This window comes from Enterobacter soli, from assembly GCF_964208575.1.
In the GTDB taxonomy this organism is placed as follows: domain Bacteria; phylum Pseudomonadota; class Gammaproteobacteria; order Enterobacterales; family Enterobacteriaceae; genus Enterobacter; species Enterobacter soli_A.
Map to the genome: position 1 here is coordinate 1 of NZ_CAXOFU010000034.1, position 26,283 is coordinate 26,283.

A 26,283-nucleotide genomic window follows, 5' to 3' on the forward strand; every position below is an offset into this window, starting at 1 on the left:
CCCAGTTTTTAGCACAAGCGTTTTTTAGATCTTTTTTTCTGACTGCTGCTTTTCCACTCTTTTCGCTGAAATCCCATCCGATTTGCTTAAATATTGACGTATTTTGCCCTTGCCTCGATCCCAAAATACGATCAAAGTCTTCTGTATAGCGCCCACCAGCCGAGGTAGATATGTCTGTAGTACTACGCCCTTATAAAGATCTGTTCCCGAAAAAAGGCGATCGCGTGATGATCGATACCAGCAGCGTTGTCATTGGCGATGTCCGAATGGCTGATGATGTGAGCATCTGGCCACTCGTTGCGATCCGGGGGGACGTTAACTATGTTGCGATTGGTGCACGTACCAATATCCAGGACGGCAGCGTCCTGCATGTTACGCACAAATCGTCTTATAACCCGGACGGTCATCCGCTGCTTATTGGCGAAGACGTGACCGTCGGCCATAAAGTCATGTTGCACGGCTGCACGATAGGCAACCGGGTTCTGGTGGGAATGGGCTCGATATTGCTGGATGGCGTTATTGTAGAAGATGACGTGATGATTGGCGCCGGGAGCCTCGTTCCGCAAAACAAGCGGCTCGCGAGCGGCTATCTCTATTTAGGAAGCCCGGTGAAACAGATCCGCCCCTTAACAGAAGCGGAAATTGAAGGTTTGAAATATTCTGCGAACAACTACGTAAAATGGAAGGATGAGTATTTAGATCAGGAAAGCCAGATCCAACCCCGATCGTCTTCCTGCTGATCGCGAATTAAATCGCTGGCTTCTTCTTCAAGATCCCAGCGGTTTTCGCAAAACACCTCAAGAGGCTGCGTACCGCCAAAGCGACTCAACAGCGTGTCTTTGTGGATTGCACAGGTCAGCTGCATTCCATGCACCAGCACCGGAAAACAGACGGCCTGTTTTTCGTCATCCCAGGTTTCCCTGTCCGGGAAGTGAATAGCCTGATTCACGCGGACAGCTCCTGTTTGAGCTTTTCAATGACGGGTTCGACGGCAGGCAATACGCCATGCCAGAGCAGTACGGCATGAGCCGCTTGCCCCACCAGCATGCCCAGGCCGTCAGCGAGGTGTTTCGCGCCATGTTGTTCACACCAGCTCAGGAAAGGCGTTTTTCCTTTCTGATAAAACATGTCATAGCAAAACACATGAGCGTTCACTACGGATGCCGGAATAGCAGGTACTTCGCCGCCGATCCCGCTGGAGGTTGCATTAATCACCAGATCGAACTCATGGCCTTCCAGATCGTCAAGCGCCACTGCATTCACGCTGCCGGTATGAGCGAATAATACCGCCAGCTCCTCCGCTCTCGAAAAAGTACGGTTAGTGATGGTAACGGCACAATCCAGGGACAGCAGCGGCAGCAATACGCCACGCGATGCCCCACCCGCGCCAATCAGCAATACCCTGAAGCCTGGCTTTATAAATGACAGCCTTTCCAGATCGCTCAACAGCCCGATTCCGTCCGTGTTATCACCCAGCAGGCGCCCGTCCTCAAGCCGTTTAAGGGTGTTCACCGCGCCCGCAAGAGAAGCGCGCTCGGTCAGTTCATCCGCACGCTCGAAAGCCTCTTCTTTGAAAGGCACCGTGACGTTCGCCCCTTTACCACCAGCCTCGAAAAAGGCATTCAGCGCAGGAACGAACCCATCGACCGGAGCCAGCACGCGACCATATGGATGATCAATCTGAAGCTGCTCAGCAAACTGCCTGTGGATCAGGGGCGATTTACTGTGGGCAATGGGATTACCAAAAACTGCATAAGTTTCCATTAAATTACCCCTGGCGAAAACGTTCGCCGGTTAAGGCATCGCGGATTTCCGACGGATTCAGACGTCCGCCCGTATCGCCCACGGCGACCGGGAAATCATCGCCGAACTGTGCCAGGACTTCTTCCGTCGTCCGGCAAGGCGGCAGGCCCGTCAGGTTAGCGCTGGTCGACACCAGCGGTTTGCCGAATGCCAGACACAGATCTATCACCAGCGGATGATCGGTGACGCGCACGGCAAGCGAGTCGAAACGGCCGGTTAACCAGCGCGGCGTGGTTGCCCGGGCCGGAAAGACAAACGTCACGGGGCCAGGCCAGGCAGAGAAAATGGCATCCCGCTGTTCTGGCGTCAGCATGGAATCATCAATATAAGGTTTGAGCTGCTCGTAGTTTGCCGCGATCAGTATCAGCCCTTTTTCGACAGGCCTTTGTTTCAATGCGAGCAAACGACCCACGGCCGTTTCGCTGTCAGGATCGCAGCCGACTCCAAAAACAGCTTCGGTTGGATAAGCGATGACTTCTTCTTTATTCAGTACTTCCACAGCGTGAGCAATGGAGCCTGATGGCAGGTTATTATTCACTGGTTTGATCCGCCGAGACCGGCTTTCCACATTGTTTATTGGCACAGAAGCGTTTTAAACCTTGCGCCGTTTTCTTCTCTATGAGTAACGGATAGTCGCAATGAGGGCAGACTCCCGCTACCGGTTTAAAATTGATAACGAACTGGCATTCAGGATAGCGATCGCAGGAATGGAAGGTCTTACCAAAACGTGAACGGCGCTGCACCAGCTGGCCGCGCTGGCACTGCGGACAGGTGATTGCCGTTTCATCAGGCTTATCAATTTGTTCCGTATGTCCACATTCCGGGTAGTTACTGCATCCGATAAACATACCGAAGCGCCCCTGCCGCAGCACCAATACACAGCCGCAGAGAGGACAAAGCTGTCCCTCCAGAATCTTAACGATATGCCCGTCCGCCTGGCTTTTCAGAGGACGGACATAATCACATTCCGGATAGTGGGAACAACCGAGAAACGGACCGTGTTTCCCGGACCGAATGACAAGTTCAGCCCCACACTGTGGGCAGGGCTCGTTTTTATGCACCGTGAATAGTGCTGATTTGGCCATAACAACTCTTGGTGCTGCACATTAGAATCAGTGCAGCATACCTTCATTCACTTCAAAGAGTAATTCTTCCATTTGTTGATAGGCATTTTCACAGCCCGGGATATTAAACAGAACCATCAGAATCACCCACTTGAGGTCTTCCAGTTCAAATTCTGCCGTATCCAGCGCCATGACGCGCTCTATCACCATTTCTCGCGTTTCGAGGTTTAGCACCTGAATCTGCTCAAGGAAAAGTACAAATCCCCGGCAGCTGGCATCCAGCCTTTCACACTCTTCAGCTGTATAGATGCGTACAGATAATGGATCGGAAGCAAGCTGCATCGGTTCGGCGAGGCCTTCCTGATAATCAGCCAGTTTCTCGAGCCACATCAACGCATTGTAAATATCTTCCCGCTCGAATCCCGCATCGGTAAGATCCCGTGTCAATTTGTCCTGATCCACTCGCATTTCTGCTTCGTTATGGATGTAAGTCTCAAACAAATACATCAGTACGTCGAACATGGCTTGCCCTCCTTAATCGGACATAGCCGCCGGGTACAGCTGCGATCCACCCTGCTAACTCCAGTTCGAGTAGCTGTGCTACCGTTACTGGCACAGGTTGGCCGGCACGTTCAGCGACAACGTCAACAGGTGTTACCTCATCTCCTACGTTAGCCAGGAGCTTGGGAAATGGCAATGCCACCTCCGCCTGATCTGAGGAATATTGTCGCTTTTCGGCTTCATCCGTTAACCAATGCAGGCCATATCGCAAATTTTCAAGAATGTCGTCCGTGCTGGTAACGGGCGTGGCGCCCTGCTTGATAAGCCAGTGAGGCCCTTCACAACCCGGATTGCCTACCGGGCCGGGGAGCGCAAACACTTCCCGGCCTTGTTCAAGAGCACATCTTGCCGTGACAAGCGAACCGCTACGCAATGCCGCCTCAACGACAAAAACCCCCTGACTCAAGCCGCTAATAATGCGATTTCTGCGCGGAAAATTGGCGGGCCAGGGCGTGGTTAATAAAGAGAACTCAGAAATAACAGCGCCGCCCGCTGCGACAATGCCATCGGCAAGGGAAATGTGGCGACGCGGATAGATGCTAAAAAGGCCATTGCCCAGAACGGCAACGCTGCAGCCTTTTACCGAAAGAGCAGCCCTGTGGGCAACGCCATCAATCCCGCAGGCCAGCCCGCTGGTTATCGTGAACCCGCATTGCGCCAGCTGCTCGCAGAAGATTTTCCCCCACCGCTCACCGTACCAGGACGGCGAGCGGCTCCCTACCACGCCGAGTTGGATCGTGTTAAGCGCTTCAACGCTGCCTCTCACGAATAGCGCGCCGGGGTAATCGGGTATCGTTCGCAGCAAAGAGGGGAACCGCGGATCGTCAGCAGGAAGCAGATAACAGTCGGGTTGTTCAAGCCAGAGCAGGCTACGTTCAAGCTCCGCGTCGCTGAGGGCAAAAAACCGTTCAGTCTGCCTGGCCGACAGCCCGGCATCTTTGGCGACAGCGCCGTCAATGTGCGTCTGGCGCTGAAGATTTTCGGCAGCTCGCAGCATTAAATCGCCGCATAAAGTCCCTGTATTAATCAGCCTTAACCATATCTCTGTGGGCGTCATCCATTTCCCTGCCATAAGCAGCCTCCGCAATCTTTGCGATTGGTCAGTGATGCTGTCAATCAATGGGGGATTTGTCTAGAATAGAGGTAATAAACTTATCAACTCCTGAACACGACTCTGGAAATTTATGGCAGTTTTGCAAGTGTTACATATTCCGGACGAGCGCCTTCGCATCGTCGCTGAACCGGTAAAAGAAGTGAATGCAGAAATTCAGCGTATCGTCGATGATATGTTCGATACCATGTACGCCGAAGAAGGCATCGGCCTGGCGGCGACGCAGGTGGACATTCACAAGCGCATCATCGTGATCGACGTTTCTGAAAATCGCGATGACCGTCTGGTGCTGATCAACCCTGAGCTGCTCGAAAAGAGCGGCGAAACGGGTATTGAGGAAGGCTGTCTGTCCATTCCTGAACAGCGCGCCTTAGTGCCTCGCGCTGAAAAAGTGAAAATTCGCGCGCTCGATCGCGACGGTAAGCCGTTCGAGCTCGAAGCTGACGAACTGCTGGCGATCTGTATTCAGCATGAGATGGACCACCTGGTCGGTAAACTCTTTATCGATTACCTCTCGCCACTGAAACAGCAGCGTATTCGCCAGAAGGTAGAGAAACTGGATCGTATGCGCTCTCGTGCATAACATCCCGGGATACAAGGAATAACGTGTCTACATCGCTTCGTATTATCTTCGCAGGAACCCCTGACTTTGCAGCGCGTCATCTGGACGCGCTGTTAACTTCTGGTCACCAGGTTGTCGGCGTGTTTACTCAGCCTGACCGTCCTGCGGGTCGCGGTAAAAAATTGATGCCGAGCCCGGTAAAAGTGCTGGCAGAAGAGCATGGTTTACCTGTTTTTCAGCCTGTATCGTTACGTCCTCAGGAAAATCAGCAGCTGGTCGCCGACCTGAATGCTGACGTCATGGTCGTTGTCGCCTACGGCTTAATTCTGCCGAAAGCGGTACTCGATATGCCTCGTCTGGGCTGCGTGAACGTTCACGGCTCGCTGCTGCCTCGCTGGCGCGGCGCGGCGCCTATCCAGCGCTCATTATGGGCTGGTGATGCGGAAACGGGCGTGACCATCATGAAAATGGACGTAGGCCTGGACACGGGCGACATGCTCTACAAACTCTCGTGCCAGATTACTGCGGAAGATACCAGCGCGACCCTTTACGACAAGCTTGCCGATCTTGGCCCGCAGGGACTCATTGAGACCTTACAGCAGCTTGCCGATAACACCGCGCAGCCTGAGGTTCAGGACGAAAGCCTGGTCACCTATGCCGAAAAACTGAGCAAGGAAGAGGCGCAGATTGACTGGTCACTTTCTGCAGCACAGCTTGAACGCTGCATCCGCGCGTTTAATCCCTGGCCGATGAGCTGGATGACAATCGATGAGCAGCCGGTGAAAGTCTGGAAAGCATCCGTTATTGAAGGACACGCCAGCGCGGAACCCGGCACGATCCTCGATGCTAACAAGCAGGGTATTCAGGTCGCCACGGCAGACGGTATTTTGAACCTTGAGTCTCTGCAGCCCGCGGCTAAAAAAGCGATGAGTGCTCAGGATCTGCTAAATTCCCGTCGCGAGTGGTTCATCCCTGGCAATCGTCTTGCCTGAGCAATTTCATCATTAAAGCCCGGAGTTTCCGGGCATTTTCATTTTTACGGCTATGAAAAAACAAAATCTACGCAGTATGGCGGCTCAGGCCGTCGAACAGGTGGTCGAGCAAGGGCAGTCATTGAGCAATGTCCTGCCGCCGCTCCAGCAAAAGGTGTCTGATAAAGACAAAGCGCTGCTCCAGGAGCTGTGCTTTGGCGTGTTGCGTACCCTTTCACAGCTCGAGTGGCTGATATCAAAGCTGATGTCGCGCCCGATGACGGGCAAGCAGCGTACCGTGCATTATCTGATTATGGTTGGTTTCTACCAGCTGCTTCATACCCGCATTCCTCCCCATGCGGCGCTCGCCGAAACGGTAGAAGGCGCCGTGGCGATCAAGCGCCCGCAGCTGAAGGGGCTGATTAACGGGGTATTACGCCAGTTCCAGCGGCAGCAGGATGAGCTGCTGGCTGAGTTTGCGAAAACCGAAAACCGTTTCCTTCATCCGGCCTGGCTGCTTAACCGTCTGAAAAAAGCCTATCCTCAGCAATGGCAAAATATTGCTGAAGCCAATAATCAGCGTCCGCCGATGTGGCTGCGCGTGAATCGTAATCATCATTCCCGCGATGCGTGGATCGCCCTGCTGGAGGAGTCAGGAATGAGTGGCTTCACCCATGACAGCTATCCCGATGCGGTGCGTTTAGCCTCCCCGGCGCCAGTGCATGCTCTGCCAGGGTTTGAAGAAGGCTGGGTGACGGTGCAAGACGCCTCCGCTCAAGGCTGTATGACCTGGCTTCAGCCGCAAAATGGTGAGCAGATCCTCGATCTGTGCGCCGCGCCGGGCGGAAAGACGACGCATATTCTTGAAGTCGCGCCGCAGGCGAGCGTGATGGCGGTTGATGTCGACGAGCAGCGCCTGTCGCGCGTCTACGACAACCTGAAACGCTTAGGAATGAAAGCCCAGGTTAAACAAGGCGATGGTCGCAAACCGGCCGAATGGTGCGGTGAAACGCAGTTCGATCGTATTTTGCTGGATGCCCCTTGCTCGGCGACGGGCGTGGTTCGTCGCCACCCGGACATCAAGTGGCTGCGTCGCGATCGCGATATTGCTGAACTTGCGCAGCTGCAATCCGAAATTCTTGACGCTATCTGGCCTCATCTGAAGCCGGGCGGAACGCTGGTCTATGCAACCTGCTCCGTGCTTCCGGAAGAGAATACCCAGCAAATTGCCGCTTTCCTGAAGCGCACCCCGGATGCTGCCCTGCGCGACACCGGTACGCCGGAACGTCCTGGGCTGCAAAACCTGCCGGGAGCAGAAGAAGGCGACGGCTTCTTTTACGCTAAGCTAATCAAAGAGTGATGTGAGAACAGGCCACAAGATATGAAGATAATCATTCTGGGTGCAGGACAGGTTGGCGGTACGCTGGCTGAAAACCTTGTTGGTGAAAACAACGACATCACTATTGTCGATACCAATGGCGATCGGCTGCGCGTTTTGCAGGACAAATTTGACCTCCGCGTTGTGCAGGGCCACGGCTCACACCCGCGGGTGCTTCGCGAAGCCGGTGCAGACGACGCAGATATGCTGGTTGCAGTGACCAGCTCAGATGAAACCAATATGGTTGCGTGTCAGGTTGCCTACTCACTTTTCAACACGCCGAACAGAATCGCCCGTATTCGCTCGCCGGATTACGTGCGTGATGCAGAGAAGCTGTTTAACTCGGAAGCGGTGCCCATCGACCACCTTATCGCGCCGGAACAACTGGTTATCGACAACATCTATCGCCTGATCGAATACCCGGGCGCGCTCCAGGTAGTGAACTTTGCCGAAGGTAAAGTGAGTCTTGCCGTGGTGAAAGCCTATTACGGCGGGCCGCTTATCGGCAATGCGCTCTCTACCATGCGCGAGCACATGCCGCATATCGACACGCGTGTGGCGGCGATTTTCCGTCACGACCGCCCTATTCGTCCGCAAGGCTCGACGATTGTTGAAGCGGGCGATGAGGTGTTCTTTATTGCGGCCTCTCAGCATATTCGCGCCGTGATGAGCGAACTTCAGCGCCTCGAGAAACCCTATAAGCGCATCATGTTGGTCGGCGGCGGTAATATCGGCGCGGGTCTCGCGCGTCGTCTTGAAAAAGATTACAGCGTGAAGCTGATCGAACGCGATCAGCAGCGCGCATCCGAGCTGGCAGAAAAGCTCCAAAATACGATCGTGTTTTATGGCGATGCGTCGGATCAGGAATTGCTCGCAGAGGAGCATATCGATCAGGTTGATCTCTTTATCGCGGTCACCAACGACGATGAAGCCAATATTATGTCGGCCATGCTTGCCAAGCGAATGGGGGCGAAAAAGGTGATGGTGCTTATTCAGCGCCGCGCCTACGTCGACCTGGTTCAGGGAAGCGTTATTGATATCGCGATTTCACCGCAGCAGGCCACTATTTCTGCGCTCCTTAGCCATGTGCGCAAGGCCGATATTGTGGGCGTTTCCTCGCTTCGTCGCGGCGTTGCGGAAGCAATCGAAGCAGTGGCGCATGGCGATGAGACAACGTCCCGCGTGGTCGGCAGATCTATCGACGAGATTAAATTACCGCCGGGTACCATAATCGGGGCAGTCGTTCGCGGAAACGACGTCATGATCGCAAATGACAATTTGCGGATCGAGCAGGGTGATCACGTCATTATGTTCCTGACCGACAAAAAATTTATTACCGACGTAGAACGTTTATTCCAGCCAAGTCCTTTCTTCCTGTAACGATCGGGGTGCTCTTTTAGAGCACCCCAAAATTAACCATCCCATTTATACGCCTTTTAATTTTCATAACGATTATTTATCCCCAATGGAAATTGGCTAATCATTTGTTAAACTTATAACCGTCAGCTGGCACATGGAGAATAAAATGAGCATTATTAAAGAATTTCGCGAATTTGCGATGCGCGGGAATGTGGTGGATTTAGCTGTGGGTGTCATTATTGGTGCGGCGTTCGGTAAGATCGTTTCATCACTGGTTGCCGACATTATTATGCCACCGCTGGGTTTATTAATTGGGGGCATTGATTTCAAACAGTTCGCCGTAACGCTCCGTGACGCACAGGGCGATGTCCCTGCGGTTGTAATGCACTACGGTGTCTTTATTCAGAACGTATTTGATTTCGTGATCGTCGCGTTCGCCATCTTTATGGCAATCAAATTAATCAACAAGCTGAACCGTAAAAAAGAAGAGCCGGCTGCAGCACCAGCACCAACAAAAGAAGAAGTATTGCTGAGTGAAATTCGCGACCTGTTAAAAGAACAGAACAACCGTTCTTAATCAGAAGCTAAAAGCAGGAAGGCCAGTGGTAAGAAAGCAATTTACTCTCTTGCCACTGGCCTCCCAGTTACCCCGATTGCCGTGTTTACCTTTACGCAGATAACTTCCCTTCCCTTTTTTATTCTTCTCTACGCGCTGCCTGAAAAGCGGGTCGTGTAACAGGGCTTCAATGGCATTGTCCTTGATTTGCCCCTTTGTATGCTGATAGCGACTCATTATTTCTCCTGAGTGTGATTTAAGTCGGCTGCAGTGTAGACCCGGGTGTATTAAAAATCAACAGCCCTGAGTTTCTCCGCTGGCGCCCTGCTCCAGAGCTTCAAGGATAGAACAATAGATGCTGCTGTGGGCAGTACCGCAACAGGCATCATTCAGCCGCTGCAGCGAGCGCTGCATTGTCTGGAGTTCCTGAATACGTTCCTCCACTTCGCTTAATCTGGCCTGAACAATACTTTTCGACTCCTGACAGGTGTGGTGCTCGGGATCGACGCGGATCGACAGAAGCTCGCGGATCGAATCGAGCGTAAAGCCAAGCTGCCTGGCATAACGGATAAACCGGAGCCGCTGCAGGTCATTATCGGTATAAAGACGGAATCCACCTTCAGTACGAACCTCATGATCAATCATCTGCTGTTTTTCGTAATAGCGGATGGTGTCGGGAGTTACGTTAGCAAGCTTTGCAAGTTCACCGATGCGATACATCTCTAGTCCTCATTCATTTTCTGCGTCAGCCTTTCGCAGTATTCCCCATGCAGGAAATCAACATTCATTCCCGCCTGGCGCAGCTTAAGTTCGAGCAAAGCCAGGCGACGGCTGAACTCTTTGTGGCGAGGATCGTCCTTGCGGATCTCCTTTAACAGATCGGCAAGCTCAACGGCTTCTTTACGTTGTTCAAGTTCGGGGGGCAAACAACCTGCATTTTTCAACAGGCGATAGCCAGCCCGTAATTCCTTAGCCACATGCGAATCATCATCAAGATGTATCGGAGTACCGGCACCCGGAAGATTATCGAATTCACCTTTTCTTTGGGCATCGTTAATATGGCGTTCCGCCCATTGATCGAGCAACCACATAATGAACTCCAGGGAATGAACAGAAAAGATACAGCTATTGTAGATAAGTGGGGATTCAGCGGATATAAAAAAACCCGCCGAGGCGGGTTTTTTTACGTTACTACAGATTACTCTGCAGCAGCTTCTGCTTTCGATTCAGAACGATCAACCAGCTCGATGTAAGCCATCGGAGCGTTGTCGCCTGCACGGAAGCCACACTTCAGAATACGAGTGTAACCACCTGCACGGCTCGCGAAACGCGGACCCAGTTCGTTAAACAGTTTTGCCACGATCTCGTTATCACGAGTACGGGCGAATGCCAGACGACGATTAGCAACGCTGTCAGTCTTGGCAAGAGTAATCAGCGGCTCAACTACGCGACGCAGCTCTTTCGCTTTAGGCAGGGTCGTCTTGATGATTTCATGACGAACCAGTGAACCTGCCATGTTGCGGAACATAGCCTGGCGATGGCTGCTGTTGCGGTTCAGTTGACGACCACTCTTACGATGGCGCATGACCTTATCCTTCTCAGTAAAACCTTAACCTGTGATCCGGTTACTCGTCAGCAATGCTTGCCGGTGGCCAGTTTTCCAGGCGCATGCCCAGAGACAGACCACGTGAGGCCAGCACGTCTTTAATCTCAGTAAGAGATTTTTTACCCAGGTTCGGCGTTTTCAGCAACTCAACCTCGGTACGCTGTACCAGATCACCGATATAGTGGATAGCTTCTGCCTTGAGGCAGTTAGCAGAGCGGACAGTCAATTCCAGATCGTCAACAGGGCGCAGCAGGATCGGATCGAATTCTGGTTTCTCTTCTTTCACTTCCGGCTGACGTACATCACGTAAGTCAACGAAAGCTTCCAGTTGTTCTGCCAGGATGGTTGCCGCACGACGAATCGCCTCTTCAGGATCGATTGTGCCGTTGGTTTCCATTTCGATGACCAGCTTGTCCAGGTCGGTACGCTGTTCTACACGCGCTGCTTCAACATTGTAGGCAATACGCTCTACAGGGCTGTAGCATGCGTCGACCAGCAGACGGCCGATTGGGCGCTCATCTTCTTCCGAATGAATTCGGGCAGAAGCCGGCACATAACCACGACCGCGCTGAACTTTGATACGCATACTAATAGCTGCGTTCTCATCGGTCAGGTGGCAGATCACGTGCTGCGGCTTGACGATTTCGACATCACCGTCGTGGGTGATATCGGCTGCAGTCACAGGGCCAATGCCAGATTTATTCAGAGTAAGAATAACTTCATCTTTACCCTGAACTCTCACCGCCAGCCCTTTCAGGTTGAGCAGGATTTCAAGGATATCTTCCTGAACGCCTTCTTTGGTGCTGTACTCATGAAGTACACCATCAATCTCAACCTCGGTCACCGCGCAACCCGGCATCGATGAGAGCAGAATACGGCGCAGTGCGTTACCCAGAGTATGGCCAAAGCCACGCTCTAAAGGCTCAAGGGTCACCTTGGCGTGCGTCGAACTCACTTGCTCGATATCTACCAGGCGCGGTTTTAGAAACTCTGTCACAGAACCCTGCATTGTGTCCTCTCTTTGGTACTAAGCTTTACTTGGAGTAAAGCTCGACGATCAGGTGTTCGTTAATGTCCGCAGACAGATCAGAACGTTCTGGCTGACGCTTGAACGTACCTTCCATCTTGCCAGCATCAACTTCCAGCCAGGTTGGCTTTTCACGCTGCTCAGCCAGCTCCAGAGCGGCTTTCACGCGAGATTGCTTTTTCGCTTTCTCACGAATGCTAACAACGTCATTCGCTTTAACCTGATAAGAAGCGATGTTAACAACACGACCGTTTACCATGATTGCTTTGTGGCTAACCAACTGGCGTGATTCAGCACGAGTCGCGCCGAAGCCCATACGGTATACAACGTTGTCCAGACGACCTTCCAGCAGAGCCAACAGGTTTTCACCGGTGTTGCCTTTCAGACGTGCTGCTTCTTTATAGTAGTTACGGAACTGACGCTCCAGCACACCGTAGATACGGCGAACTTTTTGCTTTTCACGCAACTGCACACCATAGTCAGACAGACGCGGTTTACGCGCACCGTGCTGGCCAGGAGCTTGTTCAATTTTACACTTGGTATCGATCGCGCGAACGCCAGACTTAAGGAATAAGTCGGTGCCCTCACGACGGCTCAGCTTGAGCTTAGGACCCAAATATCTTGCCATTTTCTATCTCCAACTAACCTAAAAAACGAGTGCGTTATACGCGACGTTTTTTCGGCGGACGACAACCGTTATGAGGGATCGGAGTCACATCAGTAATATTAGTGATGCGGAAACCAGCGGCGTTCAGAGCACGAACAGTAGATTCGCGGCCTGGACCCGGACCTTTAACCATAACTTCCAGATTCTTGATGCCGTATTCTTTTACGGCTTCAGCGCAACGCTCTGCTGCAACCTGAGCTGCGAACGGAGTTGATTTGCGTGAACCACGGAAACCGGAACCACCGGCTGTTGCCCAACCCAATGCGTTACCCTGACGATCAGTGATAGTAACGATGGTGTTGTTGAAAGAAGCATGGATATGAGCCACGCCGTCAGAGACTTGTTTTCTTACACGTTTACGTGCACGAATTGGTGCCTTTGCCATTATTCAATCACCCCGATTATTTCTTGATCGGTTTGCGCGGACCCTTACGGGTACGTGCGTTGGTCTTGGTACGCTGACCGCGAACCGGGAGACCACGACGATGACGCAAACCGCGATAGCAACCAAGATCCATAAGGCGCTTGATGCTCATGCTAACTTCACGGCGCAGATCACCTTCAACGACAAATTTGGCAACTTCGTCACGCAGCGTGTCGATTTGTTCTTCAGACAGCTCACTGATCTTAACATCTTCAGCGATACCCGCTGCAGCCAGAATGGCTTTAGAACGGGTCTTGCCGACGCCATAGATCGAAGTTAATGCGATCACAGCATGTTTCTGATCAGGAATGTTAATGCCTGCTATACGGGCCACTATGCACTCCTACTATTTAATATGTACGCACCATGCTGAAAAGCCCGTTTTCAGGATACTCAAATGGAAACGTACAGACATACAAAAGATTGGCTGGCTAATCTAGCCAGCTCAACCCAACTTTGCAAGAAAAATATGCGAAATAATCAGCCTTGGCGCTGTTTATGCTTCGGCTCGGCACTGCAAATCACACGGATGACACCATCACGCTTAACGATTTTGCAGTTACGGCATAATTTCTTGACGGAAGCACGAACTTTCATTTTTACTCTCCGTAACTTCTCAGGCGACCAATTAGCGGCCGTAGCCTTTCAGGTTCGCCTTCTTCAATGCAGACTCATACTGACTGGACATCATCAGAGTTTGCACTTGAGCCATAAAGTCCATAATCACGACAACAACGATAAGTAACGACGTACCACCGAAGTAGAACGGAACTTTCATTGCATCACGCATGAACTCCGGGATCAGGCAGATAAAAGTAATATAAAGCGCACCAACCAAAGTCAGGCGAGTCATTACTTTATCGATATACTTCGCCGTTTGCTCTCCCGGACGAATTCCTGGTACAAATGCACCGGACTTCTTCAGGTTATCTGCTGTTTCACGCGGGTTGAAGACCAACGCCGTGTAGAAGAAACAGAAGAAGATGATCGCAGACGCATAGAGTAACACATAAAGTGGTTGCCCAGGCTGCAAATACAGCGAAATTGTTGTCAGCCAGTTCCAACCAGTACCGCCCCCGAACCATGACGCGATGGTCGCCGGGAACAGAATAATACTGGAAGCGAAGATTGCCGGGATTACCCCCGCCATATTCACTTTCAGCGGTAAATGTGTGCTCTGTGCAGCATAGACACGACGACCCTGCTGACGTTTAGCGTAGTTCACCACTATGCGGCGTTGACCACGTTCAACGAAGACAACAAAGAACGTCACTGCAAATACTAATACTGCAACCAACAGCAACAGGAGGAAGTGCAGGTCGCCTTGACGCGCTTGCTCGATAGTGTGGGCAATGGCTGGCGGGAGTCCCGCAACGATACCAGCGAAGATGATGATTGAGATACCGTTTCCGATACCACGCTCAGTAATCTGTTCGCCGAGCCACATCAGGAACATGGTTCCTGTGACCAGACTTACAACAGCGGTGAAGTAGAATGCAAAGCCTGGGTTAATAACCAGGCCCTGCATACCAGGCATATTCGGTAAACCGGTAGCAATACCGATCGACTGGAATATTGCCAGCACCAGAGTGCCGTAGCGGGTGTACTGACTAATCTTACGACGTCCAGACTCCCCTTCTTTCTTCAACTCTGCTAAGGCCGGATGAACGACCGTAAGCAGCTGGATAATAATGGATGCCGAAATGTACGGCATAATACCCAGCGCGAAGATAGAAGCACGGCTGAGAGCACCACCAGAGAACATGTTGAACATTTCAATGATGGTGCCTCGCTGTTGCTCAAGCAGTTTGGCAAGTACAGCGGCATCGATACCAGGGATCGGAATAAAAGAACCAATACGGAACACGATCAGCGCGCCGATAACAAACAGCAGTCTGCGTTTCAGCTCGCCAAATCCACCCTTGGCACTTTGAAAATCTAATCCCGGTTGCTTAGCCATCTGCTACTTATTCCTCAATTTTACCGCCAGCAGCTTCGATAGCAGCACGAGCACCTTTAGTCACACGCAGGCCACGAACAGTTACCGGAGTAGAAACTTCACCAGCCAGGATCACTTTCGCGAACTCGATCTGGATACCGATAATGTTTGCTGCTTTCAGCGTGTTCAGGTCTACAACGCCGCCTTCAACTTTCGCCAGGTCAGACAGACGGATTTCCGCTGTGATCGCTGCTTTGCGAGAGGTGAAGCCGAATTTCGGCAGACGACGGTACAGTGGCATCTGACCACCCTCGAAACCGCGACGTACGCCACCGCCAGAACGAGAGTTCTGACCTTTGTGACCACGACCACCGGTTTTACCGAGGCCAGAACCGATACCACGACCCAGGCGTTTACCCGCCTTTTTAGAGCCTTCGGCCGGAGACAGAGTATTTAAACGCATCTCTTACTCCTCAACTTTAACCATGAAGTAAACCGCGTTGACCATACCGCGAACAGCAGGAGTATCCTCGCGCTCAACGGTATGACCAATACGACGCAGACCCAGGCCAAGCAGCGTTGCCTTGTGTTTCGGCAGACGACCGATTGCACTGCGGGTTTGAGTGATTTTAATAGTCTTTGCCATGGTCAATTACCCCAGAATTTCTTCAACGGATTTACCACGCTTGGCAGCGACCATTTCTGGAGAATTCATATTTTCCAGGCCATCAATAGTTGCACGAACCACGTTGATCGGGTTGGTGGAACCATATGCTTTGGCCAGAACGTTATGAACCCCAGCAACTTCCAGAACGGCGCGCATTGCACCACCGGCGATGATACCGGTACCTTCGGAAGCTGGCTGCATGAATACACGAGAACCCGTGTGAACACCTTTAACTGGGTGCTGCAGGGTGCCGTGGTTCAGCGCGACGTTAATCATATTGCGACGGGCTTTTTCCATCGCTTTCTGGATCGCTGCTGGAACTTCACGCGCTTTACCGTAACCAAAACCAACGCGACCGTTACCATCGCCAACTACAGTCAAAGCTGTGAAGGAGAAAATACGACCACCTTTTACGGTTTTAGATACGCGGTTTACCGCGATCAGCTTTTCCTGCAGTTCGCCAGCTTGTTTTTCGATGTGAGCCATCTTACACCTCTACCTTAGAACTGAAGGCCAGCTTCACGGGCAGCATCTGCCAGTGCCTGGACACGACCATGATATTGGAACCCGGAACGGTCAAAGGAAACATTGCTGATGCCTTTTTCCAGAGCGCGTTCAGCAACAGCTTTACCTACAGCTGCAGCGGCGTCTTTGTTACCGGTGTACTTCAATTGTTCAGCGATAGCTTTTTCTACAGTAGAAGCAGCTACCAGAACTTCAGAACCGTTCGGTGCAATTACCTGTGCGTAAATATGACGCGGGGTACGATGTACCACCAGGCGAGTTGCACCCAGCTCTTTGAGCTTGCGGCGTGCGCGGGTCGCACGACGGATACGAGCAGATTTCTTATCCATAGTGTTACCTTACTTCTTCTTAGCCTCTTTGGTACGCACGACTTCGTCGGCGTAACGAACACCCTTGCCTTTATAAGGCTCAGGACGACGGTAGGCGCGCAGATCTGCTGCAACCTGACCGATCAGCTGTTTATCAGCGCCTTTCAGCACGATTTCAGTCTGAGTCGGGCATTCTGCAGTGATACCGGCAGGCAGCTGATGCTCAACAGGGTGAGAGAAGCCCAGAGACAGGCCTACTGCATTCCCTTTGATCGCCGCACGATAACCTACACCAACCAGCTGCAGCTTCTTAGTGAAGCCTTCGGTAACACCGATAACCATTGAGTTCAGCAGGGCACGCGCGGTACCAGCCTGAGCCCATCCATCCACGTAACCATCACGCGGACCGAAGGTCAGAGCATTATCTGCATGTTTAACTTCAACAGCATCGTTGAGAGTACGAGTCAGCTCGCCGTTTTTACCTTTGATCGTAATAACCTGACCGTTGATTTTTACATCAACGCCGGCAGGAACAACGACCGGTGCTTTAGCAACACGAGACATTTTTTCCTCCGATTAGGCTACGTAGCAGATAATTTCGCCACCAAGACCAGCTTGGCGCGCTGCACGATCAGTCATAACACCTTTAGAGGTAGAAACAACTGCGATACCCAGACCGGCCATAACTTTTGGCAGCTCATCTTTTTTCTTATAGATGCGCAGACCTGGGCGGCTGACACGCTGAATGCTTTCTACAACAGCTTTACCCTGGAAGTACTTAAGAGTCACTTCCAGTTCCGGCTTGGTGTCGCCTTCAACTTTAAAATCTTCAATAAAACCTTCGTCCTTCAGCACATTGGCGATTGCCACTTTCAGCTTGGAGGAAGGCATGGTGACCGCAGCTTTATTCGCGGCCTGACCGTTACGGATACGGGTCAGCATATCCGCGATCGGATCTTGCATGCTCATCTGTCTTTACTCCCGTGATTCAATTGGTGACAATTACCAGCTAGCCTTTTTCAAGCCTGGCACTTCACCGCGCATGGCGGCTTCACGCAGCTTGATACGGCTCAACCCGAACTTGCCCACATAACCATGTGGACGACCTGTTTGACGGCAGCGGTTACGCTGACGAGACGGGCTGGAATCACGCGGCAGAGTTTGCAGCTTGAGAACTGCGTTCCAACGATCTTCGTCGGAAGCGTTCACATCAGAGATGATCGCTTTCAGTTCAGCGCGTTTAGCGAAGAATTTATCAGCTAAAGCTACGCGCTTTACTTCGCGTGCTTTCATTGATTGCTTAGCCATTCAGTAACCCTACCTTACTTGCGGAACGGGAAGTCAAAGGCAGCCAGCAGAGCACGGCCTTCTTCATCAGATTTCGCAGTAGTGGTAATGGTAATATCCAAACCACGCACGCGGTCGACTTTATCGTAGTCGATCTCTGGGAAGATGATCTGCTCACGGACACCCATGCTGTAGTTACCACGACCGTCAAAAGACTTAGCGGACAAGCCACGGAAGTCACGGATACGAGGTACAGCAATAGTGATCAGGCGCTCAAAGAACTCCCACATGCGTTCGCCACGCAGAGTTACTTTACAGCCGATCGGATAGCCCTGACGGATTTTGAAGCCTGCAACAGATTTGCGTGCTTTGGTGATCAGCGGTTTTTGACCGGAGATTGCTGTCAGGTCAGCTGCTGCGTTATCCAGCAGTTTCTTGTCAGCGATCGCTTCACCAACACCCATGTTCAGGGTGATCTTCTCGACCCGAGGGACTTGCATGACAGAATTGTAGTTAAACTCAGTCATGAGTTTTTTAACTACTTCGTCTTTGTAGTAATCATGCAGTTTCGCCATCGTACTACTCCAAATTACTTGATAGTTTCGCTGTTAGACTTGAAGAAACGGACTTTTTTGCCGTCTTCGAATCTAAAGCCTACACGGTCAGCCTTGCCGGTTGCCGCATTGAAGATTGCAACGTTAGAAACCTGAATAGCCGCTTCTTTTTCAACGATGCCGCCTGGTTGGTTCAGAGCCGGGACTGGCTTCTGATGTTTCTTAACCAGGTTGATACCTTCAACAATGACCTTGCCGGAAGACAGGACATTTTTTACTTTACCGCGTTTACCTTTATCTTTACCGGTTAACACGATAACTTCGTCATCACGACGGATTTTCGCTGCCATGATTCGCTCCTTAGAGTACTTCTGGTGCCAGAGAGATAATTTTCATGAACTTCTCAGTACGAAGTTCACGAGTTACCGGCCCAAAGATACGCGTGCCGATAGGCTGCTCGCTGTTATTGTTCAGAATAACGCATGCATTACCATCGAAGCGAATGACAGAACCGTCAGGGCGACGAACACCCTTCTTGGTGCGCACCACTACCGCCTTCAGCACATCACCTTTTTTGACCTTACCACGCGGAATTGCTTCTTTGATGGTGATCTTGATGATGTCGCCTACGCCTGCGTAGCGACGGTGCGAGCCACCCAGAACCTTGATACACATTACGCGACGTGCACCGGAGTTGTCGGCGACGTTCAGCATAGTCTGTTCTTGGATCATTTTAGTGCTCCGCTAATGTCAACTACTACCTGAGACTCTAAATTCAGAGCCATTAAAAAGCCCCATATCGAGGGCGCGGCATTATAACACCGCTTCTGCAATATGGGTAGAAAAAATAAACGGCTCATCGCTGAGCCGTTTATTCGTATTGAGAATGCGTACTCTATTACAGAACCGCTTTCTCTACAACGCGAACCAGCGTCCAGGACTTAGTCTTGGACAGTGGACGGCATTCACGGATTTCAACCTTGTCGCCGATACCACATTCGTTGTTCTCGTCATGTACGTGCAGTTTGGTCGTACGTTTGATGAATTTACCGTAGATCGGGTGTTTCACAATACGTTCGATAGCTACAACAATGGATTTCTCCATTTTGTCGCTAACAACACGACCTTGCAGAGTACGGATTTTATCGGTCATTACGCACCCGCCTTCTGAGTCAGTAAAGTCTTAACGCGTGCAACATTGCGACGCACTTGCTTCAGCAGGTGAGTCTGTTGCAGCTGGCCACTTGCAGCCTGCATACGCAGGTTGAACTGCTCACGCAGCAGGTTCAGCAGCTCAGCGTTCAGCTCTTCAACGCTTTTTTCACGCAGCTCTTTTGCTTTCATTACATCACCGTCTTAGTTACAAAGGTGGTTTTGATAGGCAGTTTCGCTGCTGCCAGGCCGAAGGCTTCACGGGCCAGCTCTTCCGGAACACCGTCCATTTCATAAAGGACTTTGCCCGGTTGGATCAAGGCAACCCAGTACTCCACGTTACCTTTACCTTTACCCATACGAACTTCCAGCGGCTTCTCGGTAATTGGTTTGTCCGGGAATACACGGATCCAAATTTTACCTTGACGCTTAACTGCACGGGTCATTGCACGACGTGCTGCTTCGATCTGACGTGCAGTCAGACGACCACGGCCAACAGCTTTCAGACCGAAAGTGCCGAAGCTAACATCCGTACCCTGCGCCAGACCACGGTTGCGGCCTTTGTGCACTTTACGGAATTTTGTACGCTTTGGTTGTAACATCAGCGACGCTCCTTATTTACGGCCTTTACGCTGCTGCTTTTTAGGTTGCGCAGCCGGTTTTTCCGGTTGTTCAACAGCAGCCATACCACCCAGGATCTCACCTTTGAAGATCCATACCTTAACGCCGATTACACCGTAAGTGGTGTGCGCTTCAGAGGTGTTGTAGTCAATGTCAGCACGCAGAGTGTGCAGCGGTACGCGACCTTCACGGTACCATTCGGTACGTGCGATTTCCGCGCCGCCCAGACGGCCGCTAACTTCAACTTTGATACCTTTAGCGCCCAGACGCATTGCGTTCTGTACAGCACGCTTCATAGCACGACGGAACATAACACGACGTTCCAGCTGAGAAGTGATGCTGTCAGCAACCAATTTAGCGTCCAGTTCAGGCTTACGAACTTCTGCGATATTGATCTGTGCAGGAACGCCAGCGATATCCGCTACGACCTTGCGCAGTTTTTCTACGTCTTCGCCTTTCTTACCGATCACGATGCCAGGACGAGCGGTGTGAATGGTCACACGAATGCTCTTAGCTGGACGCTCGATAACGATACGAGATACAGACGCTTTAGCCAGTTCCTTAGTCAGGTACTGACGTACTTTAAAATCGCTGTCCAGGTTGTCAGCGAATTCTTTGGTGTTCGCAAACCAGGTAGAGTTCCATGGTTTTACAATACCCAGGCGAATACCATTAGGATGTACTTTCTGACCCATTGCTAGTCTCCAGAGTCTCAGCGATCGGACACAACCACAGTAATGTGGCTGGTGCGCTTCAGGATGCGATCTGCACGACCTTTCGCACGCGGCATAATGCGCTTCATGCTTGGGCCTTCGTCTACGAAAATTTTCGCAACTTTCAGATCGTCGATGTCAGCGCCATCGTTGTGTTCAGCGTTAGCAATGGCAGATTCCAGTACTTTCTTGACCAATACCGCAGCTTTCTTGTTGGTATAGGTCAGGATGTCCAGGGCCTGCGACACTTTCTTACCGCGAATCAGGTCAGCAACAAGGCGAACCTTCTGAGCAGAAGAACGAGCATGGCGATGTTGAGCTAAAGTTTCCATCTCTTCCTCCTACCTTATTTCTTCTTCGCTTTTTTATCAGCAGCGTGGCCGCGATAAGTACGAGTCGGTGCGAATTCACCCAGTTTGTGACCAACCATTTCGTCGGAAACAAAGACTGGAACGTGCTGACGACCATTATGGACAGCGATGGTCAAACCGATCATGTTAGGAAAGATCGTTGAACGACGGGACCAAGTGCGCAGGGGCTTCTTGTCTCCGCTTTCCACCGCTTTCTCTACCTTCTTCAGCAAGTGCAGGTCAATAAAAGGACCTTTCTTGAGAGAACGTGGCATGGCTTATCCTCTAAAATTATTTGCTACGGCGACGTACGATAAATTTATCAGTACGCTTGTTGCTGCGGGTCTTCTTACCTTTGGTCTGAACGCCCCACGGAGTTACCGGGTGCTTACCAAAGTTACGACCTTCACCACCACCATGTGGGTGGTCTACTGGGTTCATCGCAGTACCGCGAACGGTAGGACGAACACCACGCCAGCGTGCAGCACCTGCTTTACCCAGAACGCGCAGCATATGCTCAGCATTGCCAACTTCGCCCAGTGTAGCGCGGCAGTCTGCTTCGACTTTACGCATTTCACCAGAACGCAGACGCAGGGTGACATAAGCACCGTCACGAGCAACGATCTGAACGTAAGTACCAGCGGAACGTGCCAGCTGACCGCCTTTACCTGGTTTCATTTCTACGTTATGAACGGTAGAACCAACCGGGATATTGCGCATCGGCAGGGTGTTACCTGCTTTGATTGCAGCATCAACGCCAGACTGAATCTGGTCGCCAGCTTTCAGGCCTTTAGGGGCCAGGATGTAACGGCGTTCGCCGTCTTTGTACAGAACCAGCGCGATGTTCGCGGAACGGTTCGGATCGTACTCAAGACGTTCAACAACTGCTGGGATACCGTCTTTGTTGCGTTTGAAGTCAACAATACGATAAGCCTGCTTGTGGCCACCACCGATGTGACGAGTGGTGATACGGCCATTGTTGTTACGACCACCGGATTTGCTGTTTTTTTCCAGCAACGGAGCAAAAGGTTTGCCCTTGTGCAGCTCAGGGTTAACCACTTTAACTACGTGGCGACGACCCGGAGATGTCGGTTTACATTTAACAACTGCCATTGTATTACTCCTCCGACTTACTCAGCGCCGCCAACGAAGTCCAGGTTCTGGCCTTCTTTCAGGGTGACGTAAGCTTTTTTCCAGTCGCTACGACGACCGATACGCTGTCCGTGACGTTTAACTTTCCCTTTAACTACCAGGGTGTTAACGACTTCGACTTCGACTTCAAACAGTTTCTGCACAGCAGCTTTGATCTCTGCTTTGGTCGCGTCTTTAGCAACTTTGAGAACGATGGTGTTAGTTTTTTCCATCGCAGTAGACGCTTTTTCAGAAACGTGCGGTGCACGCAGCACCTTCAGCAGACGTTCTTCACGAATCATGCCAGCATCTCCTCAACTTGCTTAACAGCATCAGCAGTCATTACGACTTTGTCGAAGGCGATCAGGCTAACCGGGTCGATACCAGTTGCATCGCGTACGTCAACCTTGTGCAGGTTGCGCGCAGCCAGGAACAGGTTTTCGTCCAGCTCACCGGTGATGATCAGCACATCTTCCAGAGCCATGTCTTTCAGTTTCTGTGCCAGCAGCTTAGTTTTAGGCGCTTCAACAGAGAATGATTCGACAACGATCAGACGATCCTGACGTACCAGTTCGGACAGAATGCTTTTCAGCGCGCCGCGGTACATCTTTTTGTTTACTTTTTGACTGTGGTCCTGCGGGCGAGCAGCGAAGGTCACGCCACCTGAACGCCAGATCGGGCTCTTGATAGAACCTGAACGCGCACGGCCGGTACCTTTCTGGCGCCACGGCTTTTTGCCGGAACCAGTTACTTCAGCACGAGTCTTCTGAGCACGAGTACCCTGACGAGCACCAGCTGCATAAGCAACAACAACCTGGTGAACCAGCGCTTCGTTGAAATCACGACCGAAGGTAGTTTCGGAAACAGTCAGCGCGCTCTGCGCGTCTTTCAATACTAATTCCATTGCTATCCCCTTACGCCTTCACAGCTGGTTTAACGATCAGGTCGCTACCGGTTGCACCCGGGACCGCACCTTTAACCAGCAGCAGGTTGCGCTCAGCGTCAACACGTACTACGTCCAGGCTCTGAACAGTTACACGTTCGTTACCCAGCTGACCTGCCATTTTCTTGCCTTTGAACACTTTGCCCGGAGTCTGGTTCTGACCGATAGAACCCGGAACGCGGTGAGACAAGGAGTTACCGTGAGTAGCGTCCTGGGTACGGAAGTTCCAGCGCTTAACGGTACCAGCAAAACCTTTACCTTTAGAGGTACCGGTTACGTCAACTTTTTTAACTTCAGCAAACAGTTCAACGCTAATGTCCTGACCTACGGTGAACTCTTCGCCTTCAGCAAGACGGAATTCCCACAGACCACGGCCAGCTTCAACGCCAGCTTTAGCGAAGTGACCAGCTTCCGGCTTGGTTACACGGTTAGCTTTTTTAGCACCGGTAGTAACCTGGATAGCACGGTAGCCATCGTTAGCCAGGTCTTTAACCTGAGTAACACGGTTTGCTTCAACTTCGATTACGGTTACTGGGATAGATACGCCATCTTCAGTGAAGATGCGGGTCATTCCCACTTTTTTACCGACTAAACCAATCATTGTTTCAACCTCTCAATCGCTCGATGACCTGATTAACCCAGGCTGATCTGCACGTCTACACCGGCAGCCAGATCCAGACGCATCAGAGCATCAACGGTTTTCTCAGTTGGCTCAACGATGTCAACCAGACGCTTGTGAGTGCGGATCTCGTACTGATCACGCGCGTCTTTGTTAACGTGCGGAGAGATCAGAACGGTAAAGCGCTCTTTGCGGGTCGGCAGCGGGATCGGACCACGGACTTGCGCACCAGTGCGCTTAGCAGTCTCGACGATTTCCGCGGTTGATTGATCGATCAGACGATGATCAAACGCTTTCAGGCGGATACGGATTCTTTGGTTCTGCATGAGACCAGAGCTCCAATTATTTTATAAACGAAAATGATTACTCCTCAAACCCATTACGATTGATGGGAGAGTGTAACCGTTCTTACGTAGCTCCCCAATTGGGAGCATTGTCGGGCAACGAAAATTTGTTACCCAGGTTCAGATTGAACCAGCCGTCAATTACGACAAGCCCGCGCATTATACGTAAATCTGAGGCAGACGCAAGCTTAGTTTAGATATTAAGCGGAGAGAGGTCGCATTGCGTAGCGGCTCGCAAGAAATTGGGAAATGTAATCCGGCACGCGCTTTTCTCTGAAAGAGCCACGCAACCTCTGTTTTTGGGGTTTGTCATCAATTCGCGTTGCGCGGAGGATGGCCGAAAATCCTTTTTGAGAGACGAAACATGCTAACCGCCCTCCCCTTTCTGCTTATCTACGCTGTCCTGACCATACTGCTGGTTCGTTACGATGTGCGTTACGGGCTTCTGCCCGACAAGTTTCTCTGCCCGCTGCTATGGTCAGGCCTGCTCTTTCATTTATGTATTCGCCCTGATTTCCTCCCCAGCGCAGTCACTGGTGCGATGGCGGGCTATCTTGCATTTGCAGCTATCTACTGGGGATATCGTCTGGTATTCAAGCGTGAAGGGATGGGATATGGCGATGTGAAATATTTCGCGGCGCTGGGTGCCTGGCATGGCGCGTGTATCTTGCCGGTACTGGCATTGACTGCGGCACTGACCGCAATGCTGTTTCTGATTACTCGCTTAGTGCTTCTTCGGGACAAGAATGCGTTTAAAAACCCACTGCCGTTCGGGCCATTTCTGGCAGCAGCGGGTTTATGTGCAGGCTGGCAGACGGCTATCAGTCTTCCACTTTAATCTGTGACTGAAGATAGTTCTGCAAACCGATTTTATCGATCAGATCGAGTTCGGTTTCGAGCCAGTCGATGTGTCCCTCTTCGTCAGCCAGGATTTGAATCATCATGTCTCGGCTAACGTAGTCATGGACACTGTCCGCATAGGCGATGGCTTCGCGCAGATCTTTCGCGCCTTCAAGCTCAAGCCTGAGGTCGGAACGCAGCATCTCTTCGACATCTTCACCGATGCCCAGTTTGCCGAGATCCTGCAAGTTAGGAATGCCTTCAAGGAAAAGAATACGCTCGATGTACTTATCGGCGTGTTTCATTTCATCAATGGATTCGTGATATTCAACGTCGTTGAGGCGCTTCAGTCCCCAATTTTTGAACATACGCGCATGAAGAAAATACTGGTTGATTGCGACAAGCTCATTTCCCAATAATTTATTGAGATAACTTATGATTTTAACATCACCTTTCATTATATAGTCCCTCCGCTTCCACTAATTGAAGCGTAGATGGGGCAACCGGGATGTCAAAAAAAAAGATAAGAGCTTAGGCGATCTCTTTATACTCCGGGATCTGCATCAACTCATCCTGCATGATTTCACGAGCAGCGCGTACACACTTACCGCATTGATTTCCAACCGGAACAAATTTACGAAGCTGCTGGAACGATTGAGGGTGGAACTGGCGAACGGCCTGACGAATTTTTTTGTCACTCACACCATTACATAAACAAACGTACATAAAAACTCCCGTTCAAAATATGCGCAAAGTGTAAGTGAGAATGGTTATGATTACAATAGCACAAACGTGGAGATACGGGACGGGAGCAAACAAAAAATGCGAAAATTTATGACAGGGAAATTCAAGACAACAAAAAAGGACGCCAAAGCGTCCTTTTTTAATTCAGGGATAATTAATTAGCCCAGAACTTTAGCAACAACGCCCGCGCCAACGGTACGGCCGCCTTCACGGATTGCGAAACGCAGACCGTCGTCCATCGCGATTGGGTGGATCAGAGTCACAACCATCTTGATGTTGTCGCCTGGCATTACCATCTCTACGCCTTCTGGCAGTTCGATGGTACCGGTCACGTCAGTTGTACGGAAGTAGAACTGTGGACGGTAGCCTTTGAAGAACGGAGTATGACGGCCGCCTTCGTCTTTGGACAGAATGTACACTTCAGATTCGAACTTGGTGTGTGGCTTGATTGAGCCTG

46 protein-coding genes and 1 pseudogene are annotated in these 26,283 nt (G+C 51.3%); 7 read left to right on the forward strand and 40 right to left on the reverse strand.

Features of this window, described 5'->3' with window-relative positions:
- The first annotated feature begins 170 nt into the window (after positions 1-170).
- A complete protein-coding gene (locus AB6V08_RS22150) occupies positions 171-740 on the forward strand; it encodes a gamma carbonic anhydrase family protein (RefSeq protein WP_368544940.1) in 570 nt (189 codons plus the stop codon).
- Here AB6V08_RS22150 and AB6V08_RS22155 read toward each other — a convergent pair.
- From AB6V08_RS22155 to dprA, 6 genes are read right to left on the reverse strand one after another with little or no spacing between them, the layout of a single operon-like run.
- Positions 701-949: a DUF1488 domain-containing protein gene (locus AB6V08_RS22155; protein ID WP_368544941.1), complete on the reverse strand. Its 249-nt coding sequence runs from the start codon at positions 947-949 to the stop codon at positions 701-703. The genes AB6V08_RS22150 and AB6V08_RS22155 overlap by 40 nt on opposite strands.
- On the reverse strand, positions 946-1,764 hold the full coding sequence (gene aroE / locus AB6V08_RS22160) for a shikimate dehydrogenase (protein ID WP_368544942.1): 819 nt from the start codon (positions 1,762-1,764) through the stop codon (positions 946-948). Before aroE ends, AB6V08_RS22155 begins: the two co-directional genes overlap by 4 nt.
- 4 nt (positions 1,765-1,768) lie before the next feature.
- The gene (gene tsaC / locus AB6V08_RS22165) at positions 1,769-2,341 is read right to left on the reverse strand and encodes an L-threonylcarbamoyladenylate synthase type 1 TsaC (protein WP_368544943.1); all 573 of its coding nucleotides are present in this window, start codon (positions 2,339-2,341) and stop codon (positions 1,769-1,771) included.
- Positions 2,334-2,888 (reverse strand): DNA topoisomerase family protein, encoded by a 555-nt coding sequence (locus AB6V08_RS22170; protein ID WP_368544944.1) that lies wholly within the window; start codon positions 2,886-2,888, stop codon positions 2,334-2,336. Before AB6V08_RS22170 ends, tsaC begins: the two co-directional genes overlap by 8 nt.
- Positions 2,889-2,915: 27 nt before the next feature.
- Positions 2,916-3,389, reverse strand: coding sequence for a DUF494 family protein Smg (smg, locus tag AB6V08_RS22175; protein WP_119938520.1), 474 nt, complete (start codon positions 3,387-3,389; stop codon positions 2,916-2,918).
- Positions 3,361-4,485, reverse strand: coding sequence for a DNA-protecting protein DprA (gene dprA / locus AB6V08_RS22180; protein WP_368544955.1), 1,125 nt, complete (start codon positions 4,483-4,485; stop codon positions 3,361-3,363). Before dprA ends, smg begins: the two co-directional genes overlap by 29 nt.
- Before the next feature lie 127 nt (positions 4,486-4,612).
- Between dprA and def the strand changes: the two genes are divergently transcribed.
- From def to mscL, 5 genes are all read left to right on the forward strand, one after another.
- Positions 4,613-5,122 carry a peptide deformylase gene (gene def / locus AB6V08_RS22185; RefSeq protein ID WP_368544945.1) on the forward strand — a complete coding sequence of 170 codons (510 nt, stop codon included), beginning with the start codon at positions 4,613-4,615 and terminating at the stop codon, positions 5,120-5,122.
- A 23-nt stretch (positions 5,123-5,145) separates the two neighbouring features.
- Positions 5,146-6,093: a methionyl-tRNA formyltransferase gene (gene fmt, locus AB6V08_RS22190; protein WP_368544946.1), complete on the forward strand. Its 948-nt coding sequence runs from the start codon at positions 5,146-5,148 to the stop codon at positions 6,091-6,093.
- Positions 6,094-6,145: 52 nt separating this feature from the next.
- The gene (rsmB, locus tag AB6V08_RS22195; RefSeq protein ID WP_368544947.1) at positions 6,146-7,432 is read left to right on the forward strand and encodes a 16S rRNA (cytosine(967)-C(5))-methyltransferase RsmB; all 1,287 of its coding nucleotides are present in this window, start codon (positions 6,146-6,148) and stop codon (positions 7,430-7,432) included.
- Positions 7,433-7,453: 21 nt separating this feature from the next.
- Positions 7,454-8,830, forward strand: a complete 1,377-nt coding sequence (trkA, locus tag AB6V08_RS22200; RefSeq protein ID WP_089600737.1) for a Trk system potassium transporter TrkA — start codon at positions 7,454-7,456, stop codon at positions 8,828-8,830.
- 145 nt (positions 8,831-8,975) lie between these two features.
- A complete protein-coding gene (gene mscL, locus AB6V08_RS22205; protein ID WP_368544948.1) occupies positions 8,976-9,386 on the forward strand; it encodes a large-conductance mechanosensitive channel protein MscL in 411 nt (136 codons plus the stop codon).
- Here the strand turns inward: mscL and AB6V08_RS22210 are convergent, their stop codons facing one another.
- From AB6V08_RS22210 to rpsJ, 31 genes are all read right to left on the reverse strand, one after another.
- The gene (locus AB6V08_RS22210) at positions 9,387-9,602 is read right to left on the reverse strand and encodes an alternative ribosome-rescue factor A (RefSeq protein ID WP_368544949.1); all 216 of its coding nucleotides are present in this window, start codon (positions 9,600-9,602) and stop codon (positions 9,387-9,389) included.
- A 57-nt stretch (positions 9,603-9,659) separates the two neighbouring features.
- Positions 9,660-10,085, reverse strand: a complete 426-nt coding sequence (gene zntR, locus AB6V08_RS22215) for a Zn(2+)-responsive transcriptional regulator (RefSeq protein ID WP_368544950.1) — start codon at positions 10,083-10,085, stop codon at positions 9,660-9,662.
- A gap of 2 nt (positions 10,086-10,087) precedes the next feature.
- A complete protein-coding gene (locus AB6V08_RS22220) occupies positions 10,088-10,456 on the reverse strand; it encodes a DUF1992 domain-containing protein (RefSeq protein WP_368544951.1) in 369 nt (122 codons plus the stop codon).
- Between the two features lie 107 nt (positions 10,457-10,563).
- Positions 10,564-10,950, reverse strand: a complete 387-nt coding sequence (rplQ, locus tag AB6V08_RS22225; RefSeq protein WP_001216372.1) for a 50S ribosomal protein L17 — start codon at positions 10,948-10,950, stop codon at positions 10,564-10,566.
- A gap of 40 nt (positions 10,951-10,990) precedes the next feature.
- Entirely contained in the window at positions 10,991-11,980 is a 990-nt protein-coding gene (locus tag AB6V08_RS22230; RefSeq protein WP_002919219.1) for a DNA-directed RNA polymerase subunit alpha, read from the reverse strand.
- 25 nt (positions 11,981-12,005) lie between these two features.
- A complete protein-coding gene (gene rpsD / locus AB6V08_RS22235) occupies positions 12,006-12,626 on the reverse strand; it encodes a 30S ribosomal protein S4 (RefSeq protein WP_003863314.1) in 621 nt (206 codons plus the stop codon).
- 34 nt (positions 12,627-12,660) lie between these two features.
- Positions 12,661-13,050, reverse strand: a complete 390-nt coding sequence (rpsK, locus tag AB6V08_RS22240) for a 30S ribosomal protein S11 (protein WP_003031137.1) — start codon at positions 13,048-13,050, stop codon at positions 12,661-12,663.
- Between the two features lie 16 nt (positions 13,051-13,066).
- Positions 13,067-13,423, reverse strand: a complete 357-nt coding sequence (rpsM, locus tag AB6V08_RS22245; protein WP_003031135.1) for a 30S ribosomal protein S13 — start codon at positions 13,421-13,423, stop codon at positions 13,067-13,069.
- Positions 13,424-13,569: 146 nt separating this feature from the next.
- The gene (gene rpmJ / locus AB6V08_RS22250) at positions 13,570-13,686 is read right to left on the reverse strand and encodes a 50S ribosomal protein L36 (protein ID WP_000868187.1); all 117 of its coding nucleotides are present in this window, start codon (positions 13,684-13,686) and stop codon (positions 13,570-13,572) included.
- Positions 13,687-13,717: 31 nt separating this feature from the next.
- Positions 13,718-15,049, reverse strand: a complete 1,332-nt coding sequence (gene secY, locus AB6V08_RS22255) for a preprotein translocase subunit SecY (RefSeq protein ID WP_061706985.1) — start codon at positions 15,047-15,049, stop codon at positions 13,718-13,720.
- Positions 15,050-15,056: 7 nt separating this feature from the next.
- Positions 15,057-15,491, reverse strand: a complete 435-nt coding sequence (gene rplO / locus AB6V08_RS22260) for a 50S ribosomal protein L15 (protein WP_003863304.1) — start codon at positions 15,489-15,491, stop codon at positions 15,057-15,059.
- 3 nt (positions 15,492-15,494) lie between these two features.
- Complete coding sequence (rpmD, locus tag AB6V08_RS22265) at positions 15,495-15,674, reverse strand: 50S ribosomal protein L30 (protein WP_003863301.1); 180 nt, start codon at positions 15,672-15,674, stop codon at positions 15,495-15,497.
- Positions 15,675-15,680: 6 nt separating this feature from the next.
- The gene (gene rpsE / locus AB6V08_RS22270) at positions 15,681-16,181 is read right to left on the reverse strand and encodes a 30S ribosomal protein S5 (RefSeq protein ID WP_002438697.1); all 501 of its coding nucleotides are present in this window, start codon (positions 16,179-16,181) and stop codon (positions 15,681-15,683) included.
- Positions 16,182-16,195: 14 nt separating this feature from the next.
- Positions 16,196-16,549, reverse strand: a complete 354-nt coding sequence (rplR, locus tag AB6V08_RS22275; RefSeq protein ID WP_013099023.1) for a 50S ribosomal protein L18 — start codon at positions 16,547-16,549, stop codon at positions 16,196-16,198.
- Positions 16,550-16,558: 9 nt separating this feature from the next.
- On the reverse strand, positions 16,559-17,092 hold the full coding sequence (gene rplF / locus AB6V08_RS22280; protein WP_368544952.1) for a 50S ribosomal protein L6: 534 nt from the start codon (positions 17,090-17,092) through the stop codon (positions 16,559-16,561).
- Between the two features lie 12 nt (positions 17,093-17,104).
- Positions 17,105-17,497, reverse strand: coding sequence for a 30S ribosomal protein S8 (gene rpsH, locus AB6V08_RS22285; protein WP_013099025.1), 393 nt, complete (start codon positions 17,495-17,497; stop codon positions 17,105-17,107).
- 33 nt (positions 17,498-17,530) lie between these two features.
- Positions 17,531-17,836 (reverse strand): 30S ribosomal protein S14, encoded by a 306-nt coding sequence (gene rpsN, locus AB6V08_RS22290; RefSeq protein ID WP_013099026.1) that lies wholly within the window; start codon positions 17,834-17,836, stop codon positions 17,531-17,533.
- Positions 17,837-17,850: 14 nt separating this feature from the next.
- Positions 17,851-18,390 carry a 50S ribosomal protein L5 gene (rplE, locus tag AB6V08_RS22295; RefSeq protein ID WP_001096202.1) on the reverse strand — a complete coding sequence of 180 codons (540 nt, stop codon included), beginning with the start codon at positions 18,388-18,390 and terminating at the stop codon, positions 17,851-17,853.
- 14 nt (positions 18,391-18,404) lie between these two features.
- The gene (rplX, locus tag AB6V08_RS22300) at positions 18,405-18,719 is read right to left on the reverse strand and encodes a 50S ribosomal protein L24 (protein WP_000729185.1); all 315 of its coding nucleotides are present in this window, start codon (positions 18,717-18,719) and stop codon (positions 18,405-18,407) included.
- Between the two features lie 10 nt (positions 18,720-18,729).
- Positions 18,730-19,101 carry a 50S ribosomal protein L14 gene (gene rplN, locus AB6V08_RS22305; RefSeq protein ID WP_002919748.1) on the reverse strand — a complete coding sequence of 124 codons (372 nt, stop codon included), beginning with the start codon at positions 19,099-19,101 and terminating at the stop codon, positions 18,730-18,732.
- Positions 19,102-19,267: 166 nt separating this feature from the next.
- Positions 19,268-19,522: a 30S ribosomal protein S17 gene (gene rpsQ, locus AB6V08_RS22310; protein WP_008503489.1), complete on the reverse strand. Its 255-nt coding sequence runs from the start codon at positions 19,520-19,522 to the stop codon at positions 19,268-19,270.
- Complete coding sequence (gene rpmC / locus AB6V08_RS22315; RefSeq protein ID WP_003863282.1) at positions 19,522-19,713, reverse strand: 50S ribosomal protein L29; 192 nt, start codon at positions 19,711-19,713, stop codon at positions 19,522-19,524. The genes rpsQ and rpmC overlap by 1 nt, the downstream gene beginning before the upstream one ends.
- On the reverse strand, positions 19,713-20,123 hold the full coding sequence (gene rplP / locus AB6V08_RS22320; RefSeq protein ID WP_002919759.1) for a 50S ribosomal protein L16: 411 nt from the start codon (positions 20,121-20,123) through the stop codon (positions 19,713-19,715). The genes rpmC and rplP overlap by 1 nt, the downstream gene beginning before the upstream one ends.
- Before the next feature lie 12 nt (positions 20,124-20,135).
- Positions 20,136-20,837, reverse strand: a complete 702-nt coding sequence (rpsC, locus tag AB6V08_RS22325; RefSeq protein ID WP_000529945.1) for a 30S ribosomal protein S3 — start codon at positions 20,835-20,837, stop codon at positions 20,136-20,138.
- A 17-nt stretch (positions 20,838-20,854) separates the two neighbouring features.
- A complete protein-coding gene (gene rplV, locus AB6V08_RS22330; protein ID WP_002919773.1) occupies positions 20,855-21,187 on the reverse strand; it encodes a 50S ribosomal protein L22 in 333 nt (110 codons plus the stop codon).
- 14 nt (positions 21,188-21,201) lie between these two features.
- Positions 21,202-21,480 (reverse strand): 30S ribosomal protein S19, encoded by a 279-nt coding sequence (rpsS, locus tag AB6V08_RS22335; protein WP_001138115.1) that lies wholly within the window; start codon positions 21,478-21,480, stop codon positions 21,202-21,204.
- Positions 21,481-21,496: 16 nt separating this feature from the next.
- Positions 21,497-22,318: a 50S ribosomal protein L2 gene (gene rplB, locus AB6V08_RS22340; RefSeq protein WP_000301859.1), complete on the reverse strand. Its 822-nt coding sequence runs from the start codon at positions 22,316-22,318 to the stop codon at positions 21,497-21,499.
- A gap of 17 nt (positions 22,319-22,335) precedes the next feature.
- Positions 22,336-22,638: a 50S ribosomal protein L23 gene (gene rplW / locus AB6V08_RS22345; protein ID WP_000617546.1), complete on the reverse strand. Its 303-nt coding sequence runs from the start codon at positions 22,636-22,638 to the stop codon at positions 22,336-22,338.
- Entirely contained in the window at positions 22,635-23,240 is a 606-nt protein-coding gene (rplD, locus tag AB6V08_RS22350; protein WP_003031119.1) for a 50S ribosomal protein L4, read from the reverse strand. The genes rplW and rplD overlap by 4 nt, the downstream gene beginning before the upstream one ends.
- A 10-nt stretch (positions 23,241-23,250) precedes the next feature.
- Positions 23,251-23,880 (reverse strand): 50S ribosomal protein L3, encoded by a 630-nt coding sequence (rplC, locus tag AB6V08_RS22355; protein WP_006817279.1) that lies wholly within the window; start codon positions 23,878-23,880, stop codon positions 23,251-23,253.
- A gap of 32 nt (positions 23,881-23,912) precedes the next feature.
- Complete coding sequence (gene rpsJ, locus AB6V08_RS22360; RefSeq protein WP_001181005.1) at positions 23,913-24,224, reverse strand: 30S ribosomal protein S10; 312 nt, start codon at positions 24,222-24,224, stop codon at positions 23,913-23,915.
- A 382-nt stretch (positions 24,225-24,606) separates the two neighbouring features.
- Here rpsJ and AB6V08_RS22365 point away from each other — a divergent pair, with 382 nt between their 5' ends.
- Positions 24,607-25,080 (forward strand): A24 family peptidase, encoded by a 474-nt coding sequence (locus tag AB6V08_RS22365; RefSeq protein ID WP_368544953.1) that lies wholly within the window; start codon positions 24,607-24,609, stop codon positions 25,078-25,080.
- Here the strand turns inward: AB6V08_RS22365 and bfr are convergent.
- The 3 genes and pseudogenes from bfr to tuf form a co-directional block, all read right to left on the reverse strand.
- Entirely contained in the window at positions 25,064-25,540 is a 477-nt protein-coding gene (bfr, locus tag AB6V08_RS22370) for a bacterioferritin (protein ID WP_368544954.1), read from the reverse strand. The two genes, AB6V08_RS22365 and bfr, sit on opposite strands and share 17 nt — an antisense overlap.
- 73 nt (positions 25,541-25,613) lie before the next feature.
- A complete protein-coding gene (gene bfd / locus AB6V08_RS22375; protein ID WP_059180778.1) occupies positions 25,614-25,808 on the reverse strand; it encodes a bacterioferritin-associated ferredoxin in 195 nt (64 codons plus the stop codon).
- A gap of 176 nt (positions 25,809-25,984) precedes the next feature.
- Positions 25,985-26,283 (reverse strand): annotated as a pseudogene (gene tuf, locus AB6V08_RS22380) (elongation factor Tu); the annotation flags it as partial.